General features: G+C 62.6%; 19 protein-coding genes. 5 read left to right on the top strand and 14 right to left on the bottom strand.

Features of this window, described 5'->3' with window-relative positions:
• Positions 1–171: 171 nt before the first annotated feature.
• The 5 genes from LPB072_RS14045 to LPB072_RS23495 all read right to left on the bottom strand — a co-directional run bounded on the left by LPB072_RS14045 (position 172) and on the right by LPB072_RS23495 (position 4,227).
• Complete coding sequence (locus LPB072_RS14045; RefSeq protein ID WP_066084678.1) at positions 172–1,374, bottom strand: OsmC family protein; 1,203 nt, start codon at positions 1,372–1,374, stop codon at positions 172–174.
• 309 nt (positions 1,375–1,683) lie between these two features.
• Positions 1,684–2,601, bottom strand: coding sequence for a LysR family transcriptional regulator (locus LPB072_RS14040; RefSeq protein WP_066085002.1), 918 nt, complete (start codon positions 2,599–2,601; stop codon positions 1,684–1,686).
• 272 nt (positions 2,602–2,873) lie between these two features.
• Complete coding sequence (locus tag LPB072_RS14035) at positions 2,874–3,452, bottom strand: DedA family protein (RefSeq protein ID WP_066084680.1); 579 nt, start codon at positions 3,450–3,452, stop codon at positions 2,874–2,876.
• Positions 3,449–3,829, bottom strand: coding sequence for a hypothetical protein (locus LPB072_RS14030; RefSeq protein WP_066084682.1), 381 nt, complete (start codon positions 3,827–3,829; stop codon positions 3,449–3,451). Before LPB072_RS14030 ends, LPB072_RS14035 begins: the two co-directional genes overlap by 4 nt.
• Before the next feature lie 242 nt (positions 3,830–4,071).
• On the bottom strand, positions 4,072–4,227 hold the full coding sequence (locus LPB072_RS23495) for a hypothetical protein (RefSeq protein WP_157559328.1): 156 nt from the start codon (positions 4,225–4,227) through the stop codon (positions 4,072–4,074).
• Positions 4,228–4,542: 315 nt separating this feature from the next.
• On the opposite strand from LPB072_RS23495, the gene osmF reads away from it, so the two are divergent.
• The 4 genes from osmF to LPB072_RS14010 are packed head-to-tail and all read left to right on the top strand — an operon-like array spanning position 4,543 to position 8,421.
• Positions 4,543–5,466, top strand: a complete 924-nt coding sequence (osmF, locus tag LPB072_RS14025; RefSeq protein ID WP_082876681.1) for a glycine betaine ABC transporter substrate-binding protein OsmF — start codon at positions 4,543–4,545, stop codon at positions 5,464–5,466.
• A gap of 30 nt (positions 5,467–5,496) precedes the next feature.
• Positions 5,497–6,702 (top strand): ABC transporter permease, encoded by a 1,206-nt coding sequence (locus LPB072_RS14020; protein WP_082876682.1) that lies wholly within the window; start codon positions 5,497–5,499, stop codon positions 6,700–6,702.
• Positions 6,699–7,685, top strand: coding sequence for an ABC transporter ATP-binding protein (locus LPB072_RS14015; RefSeq protein ID WP_066084685.1), 987 nt, complete (start codon positions 6,699–6,701; stop codon positions 7,683–7,685). The genes LPB072_RS14020 and LPB072_RS14015 overlap by 4 nt, the downstream gene beginning before the upstream one ends.
• A complete protein-coding gene (locus LPB072_RS14010) occupies positions 7,678–8,421 on the top strand; it encodes an ABC transporter permease (RefSeq protein ID WP_066085010.1) in 744 nt (247 codons plus the stop codon). The genes LPB072_RS14015 and LPB072_RS14010 overlap by 8 nt, the downstream gene beginning before the upstream one ends.
• Before the next feature lie 37 nt (positions 8,422–8,458).
• On the opposite strand, the gene LPB072_RS14005 is transcribed toward LPB072_RS14010, so the two are convergent.
• Genes LPB072_RS14005 through LPB072_RS13985 form a run of 5 tightly spaced genes read right to left on the bottom strand, consistent with a single transcriptional unit; the run spans position 8,459 to position 13,349 of the window.
• A complete protein-coding gene (locus LPB072_RS14005; RefSeq protein ID WP_066084688.1) occupies positions 8,459–9,466 on the bottom strand; it encodes an MBL fold metallo-hydrolase in 1,008 nt (335 codons plus the stop codon).
• A 44-nt stretch (positions 9,467–9,510) separates the two neighbouring features.
• Positions 9,511–10,851 carry a ferredoxin reductase family protein gene (locus LPB072_RS14000; protein WP_066084691.1) on the bottom strand — a complete coding sequence of 447 codons (1,341 nt, stop codon included), beginning with the start codon at positions 10,849–10,851 and terminating at the stop codon, positions 9,511–9,513.
• Between the two features lie 60 nt (positions 10,852–10,911).
• Complete coding sequence (locus LPB072_RS13995) at positions 10,912–11,757, bottom strand: SDR family oxidoreductase (RefSeq protein ID WP_066085013.1); 846 nt, start codon at positions 11,755–11,757, stop codon at positions 10,912–10,914.
• Positions 11,758–11,816: 59 nt separating this feature from the next.
• The gene (locus LPB072_RS13990) at positions 11,817–12,605 is read right to left on the bottom strand and encodes a siderophore-interacting protein (protein WP_066084697.1); all 789 of its coding nucleotides are present in this window, start codon (positions 12,603–12,605) and stop codon (positions 11,817–11,819) included.
• A gap of 15 nt (positions 12,606–12,620) precedes the next feature.
• Positions 12,621–13,349 carry an outer membrane protein gene (locus LPB072_RS13985; protein WP_157694105.1) on the bottom strand — a complete coding sequence of 243 codons (729 nt, stop codon included), beginning with the start codon at positions 13,347–13,349 and terminating at the stop codon, positions 12,621–12,623.
• A gap of 125 nt (positions 13,350–13,474) precedes the next feature.
• Here LPB072_RS13985 and LPB072_RS13980 point away from each other — a divergent pair, with 125 nt between their 5' ends.
• A complete protein-coding gene (locus tag LPB072_RS13980) occupies positions 13,475–14,374 on the top strand; it encodes a LysR family transcriptional regulator (protein WP_066084703.1) in 900 nt (299 codons plus the stop codon).
• 684 nt (positions 14,375–15,058) lie between these two features.
• Here the strand turns inward: LPB072_RS13980 and LPB072_RS13975 are convergent.
• The 4 genes from LPB072_RS13975 to LPB072_RS13960 all read right to left on the bottom strand — a co-directional run bounded on the left by LPB072_RS13975 (position 15,059) and on the right by LPB072_RS13960 (position 18,445).
• Positions 15,059–16,048, bottom strand: coding sequence for a phosphotransferase family protein (locus LPB072_RS13975; RefSeq protein ID WP_066084709.1), 990 nt, complete (start codon positions 16,046–16,048; stop codon positions 15,059–15,061).
• Entirely contained in the window at positions 16,045–17,337 is a 1,293-nt protein-coding gene (gene eno, locus LPB072_RS13970; protein WP_066084712.1) for a phosphopyruvate hydratase, read from the bottom strand. Before eno ends, LPB072_RS13975 begins: the two co-directional genes overlap by 4 nt.
• Entirely contained in the window at positions 17,334–17,498 is a 165-nt protein-coding gene (locus LPB072_RS13965) for a hypothetical protein (protein ID WP_197508829.1), read from the bottom strand. The genes eno and LPB072_RS13965 overlap by 4 nt, the downstream gene beginning before the upstream one ends.
• A 500-nt stretch (positions 17,499–17,998) precedes the next feature.
• Complete coding sequence (locus LPB072_RS13960) at positions 17,999–18,445, bottom strand: hypothetical protein (RefSeq protein ID WP_231943248.1); 447 nt, start codon at positions 18,443–18,445, stop codon at positions 17,999–18,001.
• Positions 18,446–18,534 lie beyond the last annotated feature (89 nt).

Genomic DNA, 18,534 nt, shown 5'->3' with positions numbered 1-18,534 from the left:
CGCACCCTTGGTGGCCGACCCTTGCCGAGGTCTGATCTTCACCCCTTTGTGTCCAAGAACAGCATGGCGAGCGGCCGCAGCGCATGACTGCAGCCGTTCGCCTTGAAGTGTTCAGATCACAACGCCGCCTGACCCCGCTCAACGGTGAGCATCAGGCGGTGTCGGCGAACTTCAGATTCGCTGGACTTTGAGTTTGGTTTTCAAATCGGTTTTGCAGAACGCATGCAGAAAACAGGTCTGCTCCGATATGTCCAGCATCTCGCGCGCCACGTCGTCGCTTTCGCTGGTTTCCAGGTAGACATGGGTCTCGAGCGGATCTGCTGTTCCCGCCTTGCCGGTGCCACCGGAAGCGCCCCCCAACGAGAAGTGGCTGTCTTGCACGATGCGGTAGTCGGACAGGTCGAGGTTCAGCATTTTCACGAACCGGCCGAACTGGGTCATGAAGCAAAAGCCGATGCCTGCGCTGATGTAGCTGTTGGCATCGGGTGCACGGCCCAGCCCGCCGTTCTCAGGCGCCTCTTCCGAGAGGAAATTGAACGACGTGCCGTGGGGCGAATACTGCAATTGCACGATTTCTTTCATCCCGTCTTCGCGCAGGGTGCAGGTCGCGCCGATGTTCAGTTGCCGGTTTTGTTCTGCCGCCAGTGACGAGCCTGCGGCGGAGGTGCCGCCAGCGACTTCTTTTTTCGCTGTCGTTCCCTTGGGCCAGCAAAGGCGGTCAATCGCAGGGTCGCTGACCGGTTGGGCCTCGCCGAAATGGTCACCGGGATCGGGGTACACCGCTCCTGGCATCCGCAGCGCTTTGGCGGGTTGCAACTCGATCCCGTTCTTTGACAAGGTGAACAGGCTTTCCAGATGGCCTCGCATCAACCCGTTGAGCGGCGACGCGTGGATGGCGTTCATCAAGAACTGGTTCAGCTCGCCATCTTCCAGATCGCAGTCGATTTCGACCAGCAGCTCCACGGGCAGGGCGCCGCCGACCATGGTTCTTTTCGGCATCGAGCCGCTCATGGTGTAGTAGTTGTCCTGTGTGAGTTTCAGCTTCCGGATGGCCACGCCTTGCGATTTCGCCAGGGCCGTGATCTCGTTCATGTAGCTGGCAATCATGCCGACGCTCAGGAAGGCGAGCGGGCAGGGCGCGGCGTCGTGGCCATCCAGGTAGGGGCCTTCGTCCGACGCGAGGCGCCAGGTCCGGCCGGTGCGTGCCGACGCGACCAACGCTTCTTTCTGGAACACCGAGAGTGACCGGACCCAGGTCCGAAGGCTGTCGCCCATTCGCGATTCGGGTGGCGTGATGCCGACCTCACCTGGGTTGACCAGTTCGTAAAAAAGGGGCGTGCCGCTGTCGGCGAGGATGTTGGGTCCGATGGGCATAGGGTGTCTTTCTTTTGTTGGCGTTCTTGGCCCGGTAAACGCCTTCTCGCGAAGGAGGGAGCGGCCGCGGGCGCTTGCACTCGCGCATCGGTTTATGGGCGAGTGCGCTGAACTATAGAAGGCCACATCTCCGGGAAATAGAGACCATGATCACTAGCAGCTATGTGTCTTTCCTATGGCCGGTGAACACAGCGCAGCGGGCCCATCCCATCGAAGCATTTTTCGAAAAACTCAGTCGGGTTCGCTTCCGCATTCCATGCGCAGCACTGCGATCGATCGCCGTGCGAAATTGGCAATCATCGCCAACGGTTAGTGCCCTATGCCCGTTGAACCGTCCTCACCGACGATTTCCTGCATCAAGGCGATCACGCCAGCGGCCAGGGGCGACAGGGGGCGCGCAGAGTTGGTGGCGACAGCGACCGTGCTGATCAGATCGGGTTCAACGATGGGCCTCAGCACATACTGCGACCGCATTTCATCGCCGCGAAACACACTTTCCGGCATGACCCCATGACCGAAGCCTTTGCGCACCAAACCCAGCATGGACGAAAAGGCATCGAGTTCCCAGGCCACTTCCAGCTTGAGCCCGAAACGTGAAAGCTGGCTTTCCAGAAAGATGCGGATGGCATGTGGGCGAGAGGGCAAGAGCAGATTGAAGTTCGCCAGGTCCTTGAGATGCACCGGGGGGCCAAACAGGTCTGACCCTTCAGGGCTTTCGTTGGCGCTCACCAGATACAAAGGCTCGGTCAGCAGCGTCACCAAATCCATGTGGGGCAAGGGCTGAGGATTGATCAAAACGCCGAGATCAACCCGCCCCATGGAGAGCCACTCCATGATGTAAGTCTGGCCCTCCAGGATGCTCAAACCCGCATTGGGAAAGCGCGCTTGAAACGCAAATGCCAATGGCGTCGAAAGAAAGCGGCTGACGCTCGAAGGCATGCCAATCGTGACGCGCCCGGTGGGCACCCCACGGAGCTCCTTCACTTCCCTGCGTGCCCGTTCGGCCTGCAGCAACATCGCGCGGGCATGCTTGACCAGCAGTGCACCGGCCTCCGTGGGCTGCACGCCGCGGCCATTGCGGATAAGAAGGGTCTGGCGCAACTCCACTTCGAGCAACCTGATCTGCCGGCTCAGTGAAGGTTGGGTGATGCCCAGCAAGATCGACGCGCGGGTGACGCTCTCCAGCTCCGCCACGTTCACAAAATATTCGAGTTGTTTGAGGTCCAAGCTGGCTTTCGTTTTGCACACCCCGTGTGCAGATGATCGGGGCCGGGCTCTGGGCTTCGCTTCAGGTCGGGGCAGTGCCCCAACTTCGACCGGCAGAATGTGAACGCTGAGGGACGGACAGAAATCCGCGGATCAAGGATACCGCCAGAATGAAGGCAGCGCCGAACGTTGCGGCTCGCATCGATCAGGGGTGCCAGACGTTGTTCCTGGGATGCAAGCGTTGCCAGTTGGCCCGCTCCTGCAGTCGGTTGAAGCGAGAGGCGCCCGGCTTGTCAACGCCGTCGGGTCAGCGCATAAATCCCCACACCGAGCAGCAATGCGCCCACCAAGAAACCCGACAGGTCGCTGGCCATCTGACTCAGCGCTTCCCAGCTGTCGGCGAACAGCAGCCCCAAGCCACCGAACATCGTCACCCAGATGACCTCGCCCATGACGACCGCCACCAGAAAGCGGGGCCAGGGAAACAAGGTGGATCCCGCCATCAAATTCACCGGCAGCGCAAAGGGCGTGAACAAAAAACGGCTCAGGAAAATGCTCCAGGTGCCCCATCGTTCAAACTGCCGATCCGCCGACCGCCAGGCTTTCGAGCCTTTCCATCTGGAGGTGAAGCGCTCACCGGCCAGCCTGCCCAACAGGTAGCTGCAGCCGTCACCGGCCACCGCCGACACAACGGCGACGCCCGCGGCCGTCTGCAAGCTCATGACGCCTTGCTGGCTGAAGGCCCCAGTGGCCACCACCAACATCGAGGCCGGCAGAGGCACGCCCAACGCTGCCAAGAACAAAGTGCTGCCCAAAACAAGGGCGCCGTGGTTCAGCAGGTTGGTGAGCAGAAAATCGGTGATTTCCGTCACTTGGCCGCTCCAGCGGGCGGGGCGTGTTCCAGAATCAACTTTTCAATGATGTGCCTCGAAGCGACGGCATCGAGACCGGCTTCTTCGCCCCAGTCGTGAACACTGCGGTCATCGAAACCGGTTGCGGGCAGGCCCAGCGCCTGGCGCAGCTCGGCCTGAGGCACGCCATACGCCCGCTCGATGTAGGGCAGCGTCATCCAGCCGCGCAGGGTTTCCACCTGGATTTCGCCGCTCGCGACACGTTGGTTGAATTGCACTTGTTTCCAGGTCCGCCAACCAAAACCCACCACCAGGGCCATGCCCACGAGCACCGCCACCACAGCCAGCCAGCGACGGATTCGCTTTGGCAAGACGGGTTTGGAGAGCGAGGATTTCATGGGTTTTCGACCTGTTTCAAAGCGGGGGCGTGGCGCTTGTTGAGTCTATGGCAATTGGTCGAATGGTGAATCGAGGCTCGTCCAGGGCAAGCCCTGATCGATGCAGCCCATTGGCGCACTGCCCATGCGAGCGTTCTGCGGGGCGTCTCTCATCAATCGGCGGACGAGATTCACAAATTGGGTGGGCTCTGGGAACCCTCCTAAACAGCCGATGCGGGCCATGGGCACCTGTCGGTGCCCAGCTATCGGGAGGCTTCCAGCGGCGGCGGCCGATCAATGAACTGTTGGGCGGCTTGCTTGATCCTGGACACACGCTCACGGTCTGATTCCTTTGCGATGCGGCCATATTCTGGGTGATTGCCGACCTTGATCAACGCATGGCGAATGATCAAGGTCATGGGTTCGTTGCCATCAAGCGCCCCGAGATCGGCGTTGACATCTTCTGATCTGGGGGCTGCGAGCTCGTCTGGCAGTGGGGCATCCGGTCCAGCCCCGCTCAAGCGGCCGGACCGCGATCGATGGCACTACCGTGGCGACCTTGGGGTCTTGCTCGTCATTTGTTCCGCCGCCGCTGAGGTGCGGTTAAATTCAAGGCCGCATGCCTTTGTCGCGGGCCAATTGCGTTTCATGCCCGGGCGTGGGGCCAGTTGCCGAGGCTGCCCGAGTGAAGCGCCCCAAACACCCCGATTTTTTTCAATTTCAAGGACTTCTCCATGACACTTATCCAACGCAGAACTGCTCTGTTGATCGCCGGCTCGCTGGCCATGGGCAGCGCCTTCGCGCAGGCCGGCGCGCCGGTGCGCGTGGGCTCCAAGATCGACACCGAGGGCAAGCTGCTGGGCAACATGATCGTGCTGGCGCTGGAAGCCAATGGCATCAAGACCGAAAACAAATCTGGCCTGGGCAATACCAAGGTGATGCGCGGTGCGCTGACCGCCGGTGAGATTGACCTGTACCCCGAGTACACCGGCAATGGCGCTTTCATCTTTGGTGAAGAGTCCAACCCGGTCTGGAAAAACGCCAAAGCGGGCTACGAGCGCGTGAAGGCGCTGGACTTTGAGAAAAACAAAATCGTCTGGCTGGCGCCTTCGCCTGCCAACAACACCTGGGCGATCGCGATTCGCCAGGACGTGGCCACCCCCAACCAGTTGAAAACACTGGACGACCTTGGTCAGTGGCTGGGCAAGGGTGGGCAATTCAAGCTGGCGGCTTCGGCGGAGTTTGTGGAGCGCTCAGACGCGCTGCCGGCCTTTCAGACCGCCTACAACTTCAAGCTCAAGCCCGATCAATTGCTGACCCTGGCAGGCGGCGACACGGCGGTGACGATTCGCGCTGCGGGGGAAAAGACCTCGGGCGTGAACGCCGCCATGGCCTATGGCACCGACGGCGCAGTGGCCGCCCTGGGCCTGGTGATTCTGGACGACCCCAAAGGCGTGCAACCGATTTACGCGCCAGCGCCCATCGTTCGCGAAGCGGCCCTCAAGCAAAACCCCAAGATTGCGGATGCACTGGCACCCGTGTTCAAACTGCTGGACGGCCCCACGCTGCAAGGTCTGAACGCCAAGATTCAACTTGAAGGCCAGGACGCCAAAAAAGTGGCGTCAGACTTCCTGAAGTCCAAAGGGCTTTTGAAATAAACCCGGCGGTGACGCCACACTGGGGCGGCCATGAGCGTGGCTAACCCCCTGACCACCGCAGACTCGCTCCGCTGGCGGCCCGCTCAAGCGGTGCTCTCGCTGATGGCGGCGGGCGCTTGTGCCGGCCTTCCGCTGTTGCGGGTGGCCCCGAACCGGCTGGTGTCGGGCGAGTCGGTCTCGTTTTTTAGCCTGTTGCAAGGACCGGTCTGGGGACTGGCGGCCTTGCTGGCAGCGCTGCTTGTGCTCGCGCTGACCCCGCCCCGCCGCCTTGGCCTGTGGTTGACCGTGGCCGCGGCGACCGGCTTGGCGGTGGGCTTGGGTGGGCTGGCCGCCAGCCACGCCATACAAGCGGTGAGTGCCGACATGCCCTTTGCCCGCACGTCGCTGGGCAGCGGCCTGTGGTTGCTCTGGCTGCTGATGGGCCTGGTGCTGGCCGACGCGCTGCAGGCACTGCGGGCCACCGGGCTGGTTCGCCTGGGCGTGGCCATGGCGGCCTTGCTGCCGCTGGCACTTTTGCTGGCCAGTGGCGGTGCCGACGAGTTGTCGATCATGAAGGAATATGCCAACCGCAGCGACGAGTACTGGGACGCCATCGCGCGCCATGTGCAGATCGTGGTGCTGGCGCTGTTTTTGACACTGGCCATGGGCCTGCCCCTGGGCTGGGCTGCCCACCGCTACGCGCGAGCAGGCAAGGCGATGTTTCCTGTGCTCAACATCATTCAAACCATTCCCTCGATTGCGCTGTTTGGCCTGCTGATGGCGCCGCTGGCCTGGCTGGCTGCGAGCTGGCCCGCGCTGGGCCGCGCCGGCATCAGTGGCGTGGGCCTGGCGCCGGGGGTGTTGGCGCTCACGCTGTACAGCCTGCTGCCCGTGGTGCGCGGCACGCTGGCAGGCTTGGCGCAGGTGCCGGCAGCGGTGACTCAAGCGGCACAAGGGCTGGGTTTTTCACCGGCACAACTGTTTTGGCAGGCGCAGGTGCCGCTGGCGCTGCCGGTGGTGCTGGGCGGCCTACGCACAGCGAGTATTCAGGCTGTGGGCCTGGCCGCGGTGACGGCGTTGATTGGCGCTGGCGGCCTGGGCAGCCTGATGTTTGAAGGCTTGTTCAGCAGCGCACAGGACCTGGTGCTTTTGGGCGTGGTGCCCATCGTTGTGCTGGGCGCGCTGGTGGACGGCGTGTTCAAACTGCTGATCGGGTTGACCCGCCCGGCCACAACCCCCCTGGAGTTTGCGCAGTGATCGAATTCAAGAACGTTTCCAAAACCTATGGCCACGCGCCAGACGCACCGAAAGCGCTGGACGACGTGAGCCTGACCATTGGGCGCGGCGAGCTGGTGGTGATGATTGGCGCCTCGGGCTCGGGAAAGTCCACCCTGCTCAAGATGATCAACCGCATGGAGCAGCCCAGCAGCGGCACCGTGGTGCTGGACGGGCAGGACATGGCGCAAATGCCGGTGCGCGATCTGCGCCTGCGCATGGGCTACGTGATCCAGTCGGTGGGGCTGTTTCCGCACTGGACGGTGGCGCGCAATATTGGCGTGGTGCCCACCATGCTGGGCTGGCCGCCCGAGCGCATTGCCGAGCGGGTGACCGAGCTGCTGACCCTGTTTGACCTGGACCCCGCCACCTACGGCCCGCGCTTGCCACACCAGTTGTCCGGCGGACAGCAGCAACGCGTGGGCGTGGCGCGCGCGCTGGCGGGCGACCCGGAGGTGCTGTTGATGGACGAGCCTTTTGGCGCGCTGGACCCGCTCATTCGCGCGGCCTTGCAAGACGAGGTGAAGCGCATTCACCAGGCCTCGGGCAAGACCATCGTCATGGTCACGCACGACATCGATGAAGCCTTGCGGCTGGGCACCCAAATTGTCTTGCTGGAGCAGGGCCGCATCGCGCAAGTGGGCACGCCGCTGGCGCTGTTGGGCCAGCCCGCCAATGACCGGGTGGCCGACTTTGTGGGCCGCAGCGACGTGGGCATCAAGCTGCTGTCGCTGCAAAGCGCGGGCAGCCTGGCGCGCGCCGGGGTGGCGCAGACCGGGCCCAGTTTGCCGGCCAGCGCCTCGCTGCGCGAGGCCTTGTCCACACTGGCCTTGCATGGCTGCGACACCCTGAATCTGCTGGACGACGCAGGTGCTCACACCGGTGTGCTGCACGCAGCCGACTTGTTCAACCGCGCCCGCGTGGGCGACCCGCAGCGGCGGGATGCCAGGGCGACCCATGGTTAAACCGCGCCACCACTGGCTCAGCGACAAGCTGCTCTGGGCCGCGCTCTTGCTGGCAGCGCTGGTGGTGGGCCTGCCGCACAGCGAGCCGCTGTTTGCCAGCTTGTTTCCCCAGCTGGAGCGCCCGGTTTACCGGCAGGAGCCGTTCACGCAACTGCTGTGGCAACACCTGCTGCTGGTGGGGGTGTCGGGTGCCGCTTCGGTGCTCGTGGGCACACTGGCCGGGGTCTGGGTCACACGTCCCCAGGGGCGCGCCTTTCGGCCGGTGTTGGAAACGCTGGTGTCCATGGGGCAAACATTGCCGCCTGTGGCGGTGCTGGCGCTGGCTGTGCCGGCCGTGGGGTTTGGCGAGTTGCCCGCCTTGATGGCGCTGGCGTTGTATGGCTTGCTGCCGGTGGTGCAGGGCACGATCACCGGCCTGCAAGCTGTGCCCGCCCCGGTGCTGCAAGCGGCCAACGGCATGGGGCTGTCACCGTGGCAGCGTTTGCTTCAGGTTGAAGGGCCGCTGGCCCTGCCGGTGTGGCTGTCGGGCGTGCGCACCTCGGTCATCATCAACATTGGCACGGCGGCCATTGCCTCCACGGTGGGGGCCAAGACGCTGGGCTCACCGATTATCGTGGGCCTGAGCGGTTTCAACACCGCTTATGTGTTGCAAGGCGCCATCGTGGTGGGCATGCTGGCGGTGGTGGTGGACATGGTGTTTGAGCGATTGGCCCGGCGCGTGGCCTGGGCGCATTGATTCGAACTTCGCACCAGTTTGCCGTTCTCGGAATCCGTTATGGCTCCAGGATCGCAAGGCGGATGAACATGGTCTGGCAGTTTTCGACCATGTTCAGGGGCGCGTTGCGCAACTTGCCTTGCCATTTTTCGATCATCTGCGTGGCACAGGCGTTCGAGACCGAGGTGATCGCCTCTTTGTAGATGTAATGCGTTGCGGTCGGCGAATAGCGCGCTGCAGCCTCCTTGGCGCCCTTCTGGAACGACTCGCTCTGCACAATGCCCATGATGGTTTTCTTCATGTCATCGATGAAGGCCTTGTGGGTCTTCATGTGCTCAGGCGTACCGACGATCCGTTCGTGTCCGACGATGACGAAGTTGAAGTCGTATTGCTTCAGCAGCAGGTCGGGCAGGCCGAATGCAAACCAGGGGTCGGAGCTTTCGCCCCAGTGAATCCACGGAGCGGCATCGGGATGGAACATGTCGATCGCAAAGAGGATCTTCTGCTGGGGTGCCCAGATGACCATGTCATCCTGCGAATGCCAGTTCCGGCCGAGGTCTTTCATTTCAAGGCGCAGGCCACCGGTTTCCAGCACGTATTCCCCGTCAAAGACGACATCGGGTTGAGGGCGCTTGGGATCTTTGGCCGTGGCCAGGAAGTCCGCCGTTCTTCGGGCCGCGATCAGCTTGGCCTCTTTGGGAAACAGGTAGGCGCCCTCGCTGTGGTCGCGGTGGTGGTGGGTGTAGATCACGTGGGTGATCGGCTTGTTGGTCACCTGCGGAATGACCTCCAGCACAAGGGGCGAAACGTCCGGTTTCGGGTCGACCACGACGACGCCGTCGTCGGTGACAAAGAAGACCATGTTCTCGAAGTCGTCGTGCACGAACCAGGCGTTCTCCGCGATCTTGTAGTAGCCGTAGCCCCGTTCGGGCAGCTTCGACTGGGCGTAGTCCCGCACGCTGTATTGGGCTTTCGTTTTCTCGTAGTCGAACGGCTGTTGTGCGGTTGCTGCCAGCGGCAACAAACCCAGAATGGCCAAGAGGGCCGCGAACCATCGGGTGATCATGGGGGAATTCCTTTGAAGTCGGCTTGAGGATCGGGAGCGGGGGCTCACCGCATGTTGAAAATTTCTTGGTGGAAACGGTCTGGGGTCAGGCCGCTGGCCATCAGATCGCCGCGCAGTGTCTGGCCAAAACCGGCTGGGCCGCAGAACCAGACTGAGGCCAACTTCCAATCGGGAACCAGCTTGCGCAGGCGTTCGCCGGTGAGAAAGCCGTCCTTGTCGTCGACCAGCACATGCAGGCGGATACCAGCGGCCTTCGCATCGGCCTGGAGCAGGGCGAGTGCTGCAGCAGACACTTCTTTTGTGCTGTGGATCAGATCGACAGACTTCGTGCCCGGCGTTTTCGCCAGATGTTTCATGCGGGCGATAAAGGGCGTGATGCCCACGCCACCGCCGATCCAGATCTGGCGGTCCAGGCCATCGTCGAACGTGAAGCGACCGTAAGGTCCCTCGACCGTGGCTTTTTCGCCAACAGACAGGGTCTTGGGCAAGATGTCGGTGTAGTCGCCCAGCGCTTTGGATATGAACAACACCTCACGTGTGGCGGGGTCCCAGCTTGAGGCGATGGTGAAAGGGTGGGTACCCTCTTTGGGATCGAAGGTGACAAACGCGAACTGCCCGGCTGCATGACCGGCCCAGCCTTCATCCAGGGTGATGTTCACCGCTGTGGAATGCAACTCGGGAAAGGTTCTGATCTTCGTGATCTGGCCGGCGGCACGGCTTCCCCGGCCAATCTGGCGCGACAGCGCCAACAGCGCCGAGGCCACGCCGCCCGCCATGAGCAGTGCCATCGTCATTCCCAATGGTTGGGCCCAGTCATCGAAGTTGAGCAGCACCACGCTGTGGGCGACGAGCGCCAGGTAAGCGATAGCGATCAACGTGTGTGTCGAGGCGAAAAGCCGGTAGGGAAAGCGTTGGATCAGCGCCAGCGCGATCAGCAGAACGGCTGCGTAAAAGGCCCACTCACCCACGCTCTCTGCCAAGCCGCGCTGGCTCATGAAGAAGCCCTGAATGCCCTCCAGCGCCTGCGCGCTGCCCCCTCTGGGGCCGCGGTTGGGTGCTTCGATCAGGCCCAGGCCCACCATCCATTTTGGCCCTTGCGAAGCGACCCAGTGCGCGATCGAAAAGACCAGCGCCGAGATGCCCAGCCATTTGTGCAGGCGATAGGATTTGTCCAGCCCGTTCACCCAGGACTCCAGCCAGCGCGCGCGCGTGGCGAGGATCATGGCCACGCTCATCGCGCCCATGCCCAGCACGCCGGAATACTGCACCACGAGGTTGCGGATGGCGATGAAGCTCAGGGTGTCGGGCAGGGGAACACTGGCGGCGACCCAGAGTGCGGTCAGGATGGCGGGAATGGCCCAGATGGCGATCTTGATGTTTTTCATGGCTTGCGATTCCTTGCAGTTTCAATGCCCGGCCCGCGGGCGGCGGTGGCCGGGCATTGCTCAGGATTTCAGCGCATGGAAATAGTCGCCCCAGCTTTGGTGTTCGCGGCCGGCTGCTTGGGCGAAGTCACTGGGCGCGTTGTACGCGCCGCTTCGAATCCCCTGATAAATGCCAGCGATCACGTTACCAATGAACTCACCGAGTTCAGCAACCCGATCAGCACGGTAAGCGGCCACTTCCATGGCCCGGTAGCGCAAGGATGAACCAAATGCTTCGCCGAGGTATTGCGCCAGCGCAAACTGTGTGATCGCTTCGCCATGGAGGTTGTAAGTCTGTCCGTTGTGCGTCGGCTCGGTCAGCATGCGCGCATAGGCATAGGCCAGCTCGGCTCGGGTGGTGTAGCCACACAAGCCATCGCCCGCGCAGTTCGCGATTTCACCGGCGGCCTGGTATTTGGCGATGTATTCGACATCGGGTTCGATGTAAATGCCATTGCGACCGATCACCCAGTCCAGCCCGCTGGCTTTCACGTCTTCTTCGGTCTGGCGGTTGCTTTGCACGATGGGCGAGAAAGCCGAATCCACCTCCGGCCCTTGCACGCTGGTGTAAACCAGCTTGCGCACACCCGCGGCCTTGGCCGCTTCGATCACGTTGCGGTGTTGGGCGATGCGCTTGTCCGGCGCATCCATGCCCGAGACCAGCAAGACGGTGTCAACGCCAGCAAAAGCACGCGCCATGGCGTCGCGGTCATCGTAGCTGCCGGGGCGAACTTCAACGCCGAGCGCCTTCGCTTTTTCTGGCGTGCGCGCCACGGCAACCACGTTGTCGGCCCCCACCAGTTGAATGGTGGCTTTGACGATCTCGGCACCCAGTTGTCCACTGGCGGCGGTGATGGCGATTTTCATGATGAGGTCCTTGGTTGGGTGTGGGGCGATGTTCGGCATCGGCGAGTCAGAGAATGGGTTCACTCGCCCGTGTCGTGATCGGGGTGGTCGGTGGCGCCCGCTTTCCAGTATCCACGGGTCACGAGCAACGAGCGATCCATGCCCGCCTCGTTCAGCAACTCGTTGCGGATCTCGCGCATGGCGCCGGCTTCGCAAGCGACCCAGACCATCGCGCCCGGTGGCAGGCTGAGACCCTTCGCGGCCTGCAGCAGCAGGCTGCCAGCAGCGGCCCGGGAGGTTGATCGCAGCAACCAGCGCACGTCGGTTGAACGGTTCGCACTGGGCTGGCGCTGGTCGGTTGCGTCTTCCACTTCGGCAATGAGCGTCACCAGGCAATGGGCTGGCAAGCTGTCAAGGATGGTGCCCACCGCCGGCAAGGCAGACTCATCGGCCAGCAAAACCAGGTGGCGCAGGTCTTCCGGAAGCACCTGCCCGCCGCCGGGCCCAGCGATCATCAAAGGGCTACCGATGTGGGCTTGCTCCGCCCATTGGGAGGCCACGCCTTCGCCATGGCGCACAAAGTCCACCACCAGCTCCCGGCGCGCCGGGTCAAAGTGGCGCGGTGTGTAGGTGCGCGAAGTCGGGCGCGGTTGGCCTGGGACCGGCTGCCAACCGGGGGGCAAGTCGCCAAAGAACAGCTTGATGTGGCTGCCCGGCCTGGGCGGCCCGAAGCTTTCGAGGCTGTCGCCATGGAAGGTGATGCGCCGCATCCGGGGGCTGAGGTCTTCGATGGCGCGCACGGTCACGGCGCAAAACCTGCGGCGCACCGGCGCGGCGGCAACGTCAACCTTGGGTGGGGCGGTGTTCATGGCGGCTCCTCGGGATCAGAACTGGTAACGCAGACCGACGGTCACTTCGTGCGAAGCGGGTTTGTCAAAGCTGAACACGTCGCCGTTCATGTCCACACCCGTCTTGGCGCGGCCCAGATTGATGTATTGGTAACCCAGATCGAGCGTCACGTCTTGCGTGATGTCGTAGCCCACACCGAATCCAAAGGCATAGGCCAGGCTGGTGTCCGAGCCTTTGGGGTAGGGCGAACGGAAGTTGGCTGGCAGGCCAAAGGCGGCAAAGGTGGGCGTCACATTGATGTCGGCCTCGCTGCGGTTGTGTGCCAGCCCGAGGCCCGCCTTGAGGTAGGGCTTGAAAGCGCCGCTCACCGGCAGGTCGTAGAGGCCATTGACCATCACCGTGGTGCTGCGCAATTGGCCCGCCACGCTGAACTGCTCGCTGGCGCGCCCACCCACGGGGCCAGCGCGGTAGCTGCTGTCGACGTCCAGTGTGCGTTGGCGCAGTTCGGCTTCGACGCGCAATCCATTGCCCAGTTGGCGGCCAATGGCGAATCCACCCACGTTGCTGTTTTTGAGTTCGTAGCTGGGGGTGCCTGGCGAATTGGTGCCTTCGTTGACGGCTTTGCTGTCGGTGGTCTGGCGGCCTGCGCTCACCGAGCCATACCAACCGGAGTCGCCAGCCAAGGCGCCCATGGCGGGCAGCAGCAGTGCAGCGGCGAGCGTGGTTTTGAGCAACAAGGGGGTGGAGACAAGGGTGTTTTTCATGATGGGTGTCCTGGGGTGAAAGCTGAAAACAGAAAAGGTTGTTGTTCGATGGATGGATTGTTTCAAGCCAGCCATCGTTTGATAAGATGGGTCAGTTGAATTTCTTTCACTCATAAATTAGAACAATGATCGACGATCTGCGCAGCATGGCGGTGTTCGCCACCGTGGTGGCCGAGGGCTCGTTTCGCGGCGCGGCCGACCGACTGGGCTTGTCGCCCTCGGTCATCAGCCACCATGTCTCGCGCCTGGAAAAACGGCTCGACTGCGCGCTGCTTTACCGCTCAACCCGGCGTCTGGCGCTTACCGATGACGGTCGGGTGTTCCACGCCTCCTGCGCCCGCGCGCTGGAGGCCGCTGAAGAGGGGCTGAACAGCATGGCCCATCGCCAAACCGAGGTGGCAGGGCGCCTGCGCGTGGGCGCCCCAGCGGTCGTGAGCAACGGCCCGTTTGTCGACGATGTGCTCGCGTTTGCCGAAGCCTTTCCTCTGGTGGAGCTGGAGTTGTGCCTTGACGATGAGCGCAAGAACCAGATCGAGGCGGGGTTTGACGTTGCGATCCGCATGGGGTGGCTTGAAGATTCCGCGCTGCGCGCGCGCCAGCTCTTCACCATGCGCCGGCGCCTGTGCGCTGCGCCAGCACTCATCGCGAAACTGGGCATGCCGCACCACCCGGCCGATCTCCTGTCCTGGCCCTGGGTCCAGGAAACCATGCTCGCGCGATTCATCGATCTTGAGGGGCCCGGCAAAGCCAGCTTCCGCATTCCCCTGAGCGGGCGCATGTCCACGAATCAAGGGCAAACCGCCAAGCGTTTTGCCGTGGCCGGAACGGGCGCATTCGCCGCCGTGGACTTTCTGGTGGCGCAAGAGCTCGCGTCAGGCGCGTTGGTTGAAATGTTGCCCGACTGGCATTTGGCTTCCGTGGGCGCCTATGCGGTCTGGCCTGCCAACACCTCGCGCAACTCGATCACCATGCATTTCATTGACTTTCTCCACGCGCGAGTCGCTGCTGTCCGCGAGGGGTCCTGATTCAACCGGGGCGTCAGCCCGAACAAGTTAACCGGCAGAATCGAAATGGCCACGGCTCGAAAACGTGGAGTTCGGCTTCTTGGATGGGGCGCCGGCCGTTGGCTGCTACTTCAGACAGGATCGGGACATTCAAACCTGATGCCCGAAATTTCGTGATTGCCGCAACCGGTCGTTCGCGGGACTGGACCTCAACCGACCGCACAGGTACGGCGACTTCAACCGGAAGCGGAAAATTGTCTAGAGAAACGGGTGAAGTCCAATTGACCTCAATGCCCTTGTGGCCTGTGGACGGACCCGCTTGGAAGGTGCCGGGTGCAACTGTCCGGTACGGTGAGCCCCCGTTCACCTGGCCAGAGCCGAAAAGATCGGGAATTTCTCGAGGAACAAGCGTTCCTAGCCATGGAGCTACACCGTCATCGCCTATCGTCCATGCCTTGGTCTATTCGGTCGGTTCAAAAGGCATCGCCTTCAAACATTTCCTGCCCAGAGAATCCCGTCAGACCGCCAAGTCGAACGCGTGAGCAAGACATGCCGAGGCGAGACGCCGGAAAGCTGCGGTGGGTAGTAGGAATGATCACCGACGGGTCGGTTTGCCACCACCACCGGAATCCATGCGAATCTCTGGAGCAGACGCCGTCCGCCAGATCTCAATGTGAACATCCTACTTTCGCGCCTGTCTCACCTTCAGTCAAACCAGGCTGCAGCAACGTTTTCCAGCAATGCACTTGAATTTTTGATCAACGGAATCGCGAAATCGCGAACGCGTTGTTGATCACCTGCCAGTGTCAGGTACTCAGCTGGAGACTTGCCATCGACCCTGGCCAGGAAGAGCGCGGGCAGGAGTTGTGCGGCGCGCGACTCCAGGCTGGCGTGGTCTTCGAATGAGACAGCGCTGAAGTACCCATCGACGAAAGCGGTGAACGACGCATGCAACGCTTGCGCGCACTCGGGGCGGGGCAGCCGCTTGAGCAGCAGGTGGTTGAGGCAGAAGGCGATGTCGAATACCGGGTCGCCGTACCACGCGCATTCGGCATCGAGCAACACGGGGCCTTTGGGCCCGACCAGAATGTTTTTCGGACTGACGTCACCGTGCACCAGCGCGATGCGTTGTGACCCTGTGCGTTGCACCAGTTCGGTCAGCCTGCCCGACAGGTCGGGGTGGCGAAGGGCCGTGGCGAGCAGGTAGGGCTCAAGCCGGAGCGCATGAAAACTCTCACCGGTGTCGAAGGCAGAGGCCAGGTCGGCGCGATGGGCACTTGCCTCATGCAAAACGCCGAGTGTGCGGCCCACGGCGGCTGCCGTGCAAGGGTCGACATGGCCGTCCAGCAGTTGCTGCTTCCACACGGGATGGTCTTCGGGGTCGAGAAATCCCATGGCGAACAACCCGACTGCTTCGTCGTGCGCGAGCGGTTGGGGAACCGCATCAGGCAACAGATCAGAAGCGAACTGGATCCATGCCCACTCAAAAGCGTTGCGCGATACAGGCGCCTTCCAGTCGGCCGCGACCTTGAGCTGGGCAAGTGCCCGCTTGACGCACAGACGGCGGCCGTCGCCCAGGTCCACGCGCCAGATATCAGATGACACGCCGCCTGTGAGTGCCGTCCAACGGCGGGACACGTCTTCGGCGGCGAGACCGTTGCGCGTCAAAAAATCTTCAAGGGCTGGCGTGCTCATGGACGGCCCACCAGTGCCGAGATACCAGCGTATGGCGCCGAGCAAGCCTCTTCGATGCGCAGCAACTGGTTGTACTTGGCCACCGTGCTGGATGTTCGCAGTGAGCCAATCTTGATCTGCCCGGCACCGCTGCCCACGGCGAGGTCGGACATGAAGGCATCCTCGGTCTCGCCGGAGCGGGCTGAAACGATGGTGGCATAGCCCGCGGCCTTGGCTTGCGCAATCAGGTCGATGGTGCCCGACAGGGTGCCGTTCTGATTGGCCTTCACGAGCACACCATTGGCCACCCGCTCGCGCACGCCGCGCGCCAGGCGATCGGGGTGGGTGGTGAACAAGTCGTCACCCACGAGCTGGGTCCGATGGCCAACCTGTTGGGTCAACTCCGCCCAGGCGCTCCAGTCTTCTTCGCCGAGGCCGTCTTCAATGGAAACCACGGGGTAGTCGCGCACCCAGCCGGCGAGCATTTCTGTCATTTCGACGGCATTGGCCGTGCGACCTTCGCGGGTCAGCGCGTAACTTCCGTCCGGTTGCTGCAAGGACGCAGCGGCCACGTCGATTGCGATCACCACGTCGTCGCCGGGCTTGAGTCCGGCACGTTCGGTGATGCGCAGCATCATTTCCAACGCGTCGCGCCCGCTGGGCAGACCGGGGCTGACACCGCCTTCGTCGGCCAGCAAGGTAGGCAGGCCGCGCGCGCGGGCCTCTTCGGTTGCCGCGTTGCGCACCCGCGAGATGATGTGGATGGCGTCGGCGATGGAGGTGGCGCGCACCGGCATGGCCAGAAAATCCTGGACGTCCATGCCCCGACCGGCGTGCAAGCCGCCGCTCAGGATGTTGACCATTGGCACGGGCATCGACAGACCAGAGAGGCCTGCGATCTCGCGCACCCGTTCGAACAGGGGTTGGCGCAGCGACGCGGCGGCCGCGCGGGCGACGGCGATGGATACCGCCAGTACGGCATTGGCACCCAGGCGGGCGAGTTGCGGCGTGCCGTCCAGTGAGCGCATGGCGAGATCCACCTTGTGCTGTTCGCGCGCATCCAGGCCAGCCAGCGCTGCAGCGATTTCGCTGTTGGCATGGGCAACGGCCTTCAGCACGCCCAGGCCAGCGTAGGTTGTGGCATCACCGTCGCGCAATTCGTGCGCTTCGGCGCTGCCGGTTGAAGCGCCAGAAGGCACGGATGCGCGGCCGAAGCTGCCATCGGCCAGCGTCACGTCGGCTTCAACCGTGGGGCGGCCGCGTGAGTCGAGGATTTGTCGTGCGCGAACCGCGCTGATTTGGGTATTCATTGGGAGATCACGTTGCAGAGGTTGAGATGGGGCTGGCCGCGCAACACGCGCACGGCCTCTTTGGCGGCGCGGCGTCGCAGTTCGGCGAAGGATGCATCAGAACTGAAGGCCACGTGTGATGTCAACAGCGCGTTGGGCTGTGCGAACAGTTCAGGGGACACTTCGGGCTCGGTTTCCAGCACGTCGAGCGCCGCGCCGCCGAGTTGAACAGCAGGGAAACCGGCTTCATTTTGGTGATGCTGCGCGCGTTGATCAAGTGGCGCGCCTCTTCCATCAATGGCGCATGTGGCTCAGGACTTCTCCTGGGCGGCTGTGCCTCTGAAGCCGGTCGTCGGGCCTGCGAGGCCATGTATCTCTTGCATGACGGCTTGCGGATTAAGAGGGAGAGTTCACCGCTGGCAGCAGTCGCTGCAAAACCGAAAATGAAAAATTGAACAGCCCGTCAAGGCTGGTTTCGGACACTGTGCTATTGCCGATCCAGTGGCCGTTCTTTCCATGGACAGCCAAAGACGGTTTTGCGAACTATGGGCAGTCCACGGGACGTTGGACGCCGTTTAGACGGGTGGTGAAGTCCAAGAATGGGGGCAGGATGTCTGTTTGACCAGGGGAGCCGCCGGGAGCCGCGCAACGCCAGTTTGAAGGCGACCGGAGGGGGGCATCACTACAAGTCCAATACCAACTCGACGCCCACTTTTAAAAGCCGCGAGCAACACAGGATGACTTTGTTTTGACGGTCTTTTTTGCTCAATACACAGTCCCGGTGTGCCACTTCGCCGGAGAGCGCCGCGTCGTACCCGGTGGCGCAGACGCCACACAGAACGTCGCGGCGTTTCACGTCGTTGCCAAGCCCGGCAGCGGCAAGAACTTCGGTGGTTTTGCTGTCGGTGGGCACGTCGAATGTCCGGCCTGAGCGCTTGAGCTTGAGCTTGAAGGGCTGGTTCACCCATGCTTCGGCTTCGGGCACATTGATGTATTCGCGGTGCATGCGGTCTTCAGGCCAGTCCTTGGCGGTGGCCGCAGCGAACACCCCGTCCATGTAGCGTGGCGCGCCGCAGGTGCAGGTGCAGATGCAGATGCAGATGCAGATGATCGGGCTATGCATCCTCATCCGGATGGGGGATGCTTGAAACCCGTGAACAAGTGTAGTTTTTGCTCTGGCGCGCGCAGGTTTCGGTGTGCCTTTCAGTTTTGACCACG

The organism is Hydrogenophaga crassostreae, from assembly GCF_001761385.1.
GTDB lineage: Bacteria > Pseudomonadota > Gammaproteobacteria > Burkholderiales > Burkholderiaceae_C > Hydrogenophaga > Hydrogenophaga crassostreae.
Note: the sequence above shows the minus strand (reverse complement) of the source record. Positions and strands in the feature narration are given on the sequence as shown.

Bases quoted from the DNA above. Each gene is read 5' to 3' on its own strand.
- LPB072_RS23495 (WP_157559328.1), bottom strand. From the start codon at position 4,227: ATGACCTTGATCATTCGCCATGCGTTGATCAAGGTCGGCAATCACCCA.
- LPB072_RS13990 (WP_066084697.1), bottom strand. From the start codon at position 12,605: ATGAACACCGCCCCACCCAAGGTTGACGTTGCCGCCGCGCCGGTGCGC.
- osmF (WP_082876681.1), top strand. From the start codon at position 4,543: ATGACACTTATCCAACGCAGAACTGCTCTGTTGATCGCCGGCTCGCTG.
- LPB072_RS13960 (WP_231943248.1), bottom strand. From the start codon at position 18,445: ATGAGGATGCATAGCCCGATCATCTGCATCTGCATCTGCATCTGCACC.
- eno (WP_066084712.1), bottom strand. From the start codon at position 17,337: ATGAATACCCAAATCAGCGCGGTTCGCGCACGACAAATCCTCGACTCA.
- LPB072_RS14010 (WP_066085010.1), top strand. From the start codon at position 7,678: ATGGTTAAACCGCGCCACCACTGGCTCAGCGACAAGCTGCTCTGGGCC.
- LPB072_RS13980 (WP_066084703.1), top strand. From the start codon at position 13,475: ATGATCGACGATCTGCGCAGCATGGCGGTGTTCGCCACCGTGGTGGCC.
- LPB072_RS14045 (WP_066084678.1), bottom strand. From the start codon at position 1,374: ATGCCCATCGGACCCAACATCCTCGCCGACAGCGGCACGCCCCTTTTT.
- LPB072_RS13985 (WP_157694105.1), bottom strand. From the start codon at position 13,349: ATGAAAAACACCCTTGTCTCCACCCCCTTGTTGCTCAAAACCACGCTC.
- LPB072_RS14030 (WP_066084682.1), bottom strand. From the start codon at position 3,829: ATGAAATCCTCGCTCTCCAAACCCGTCTTGCCAAAGCGAATCCGTCGC.
- LPB072_RS14020 (WP_082876682.1), top strand. From the start codon at position 5,497: ATGAGCGTGGCTAACCCCCTGACCACCGCAGACTCGCTCCGCTGGCGG.
- LPB072_RS14000 (WP_066084691.1), bottom strand. From the start codon at position 10,851: ATGAAAAACATCAAGATCGCCATCTGGGCCATTCCCGCCATCCTGACC.
- LPB072_RS13995 (WP_066085013.1), bottom strand. From the start codon at position 11,757: ATGAAAATCGCCATCACCGCCGCCAGTGGACAACTGGGTGCCGAGATC.
- LPB072_RS13975 (WP_066084709.1), bottom strand. From the start codon at position 16,048: ATGAGCACGCCAGCCCTTGAAGATTTTTTGACGCGCAACGGTCTCGCC.
- LPB072_RS14005 (WP_066084688.1), bottom strand. From the start codon at position 9,466: ATGATCACCCGATGGTTCGCGGCCCTCTTGGCCATTCTGGGTTTGTTG.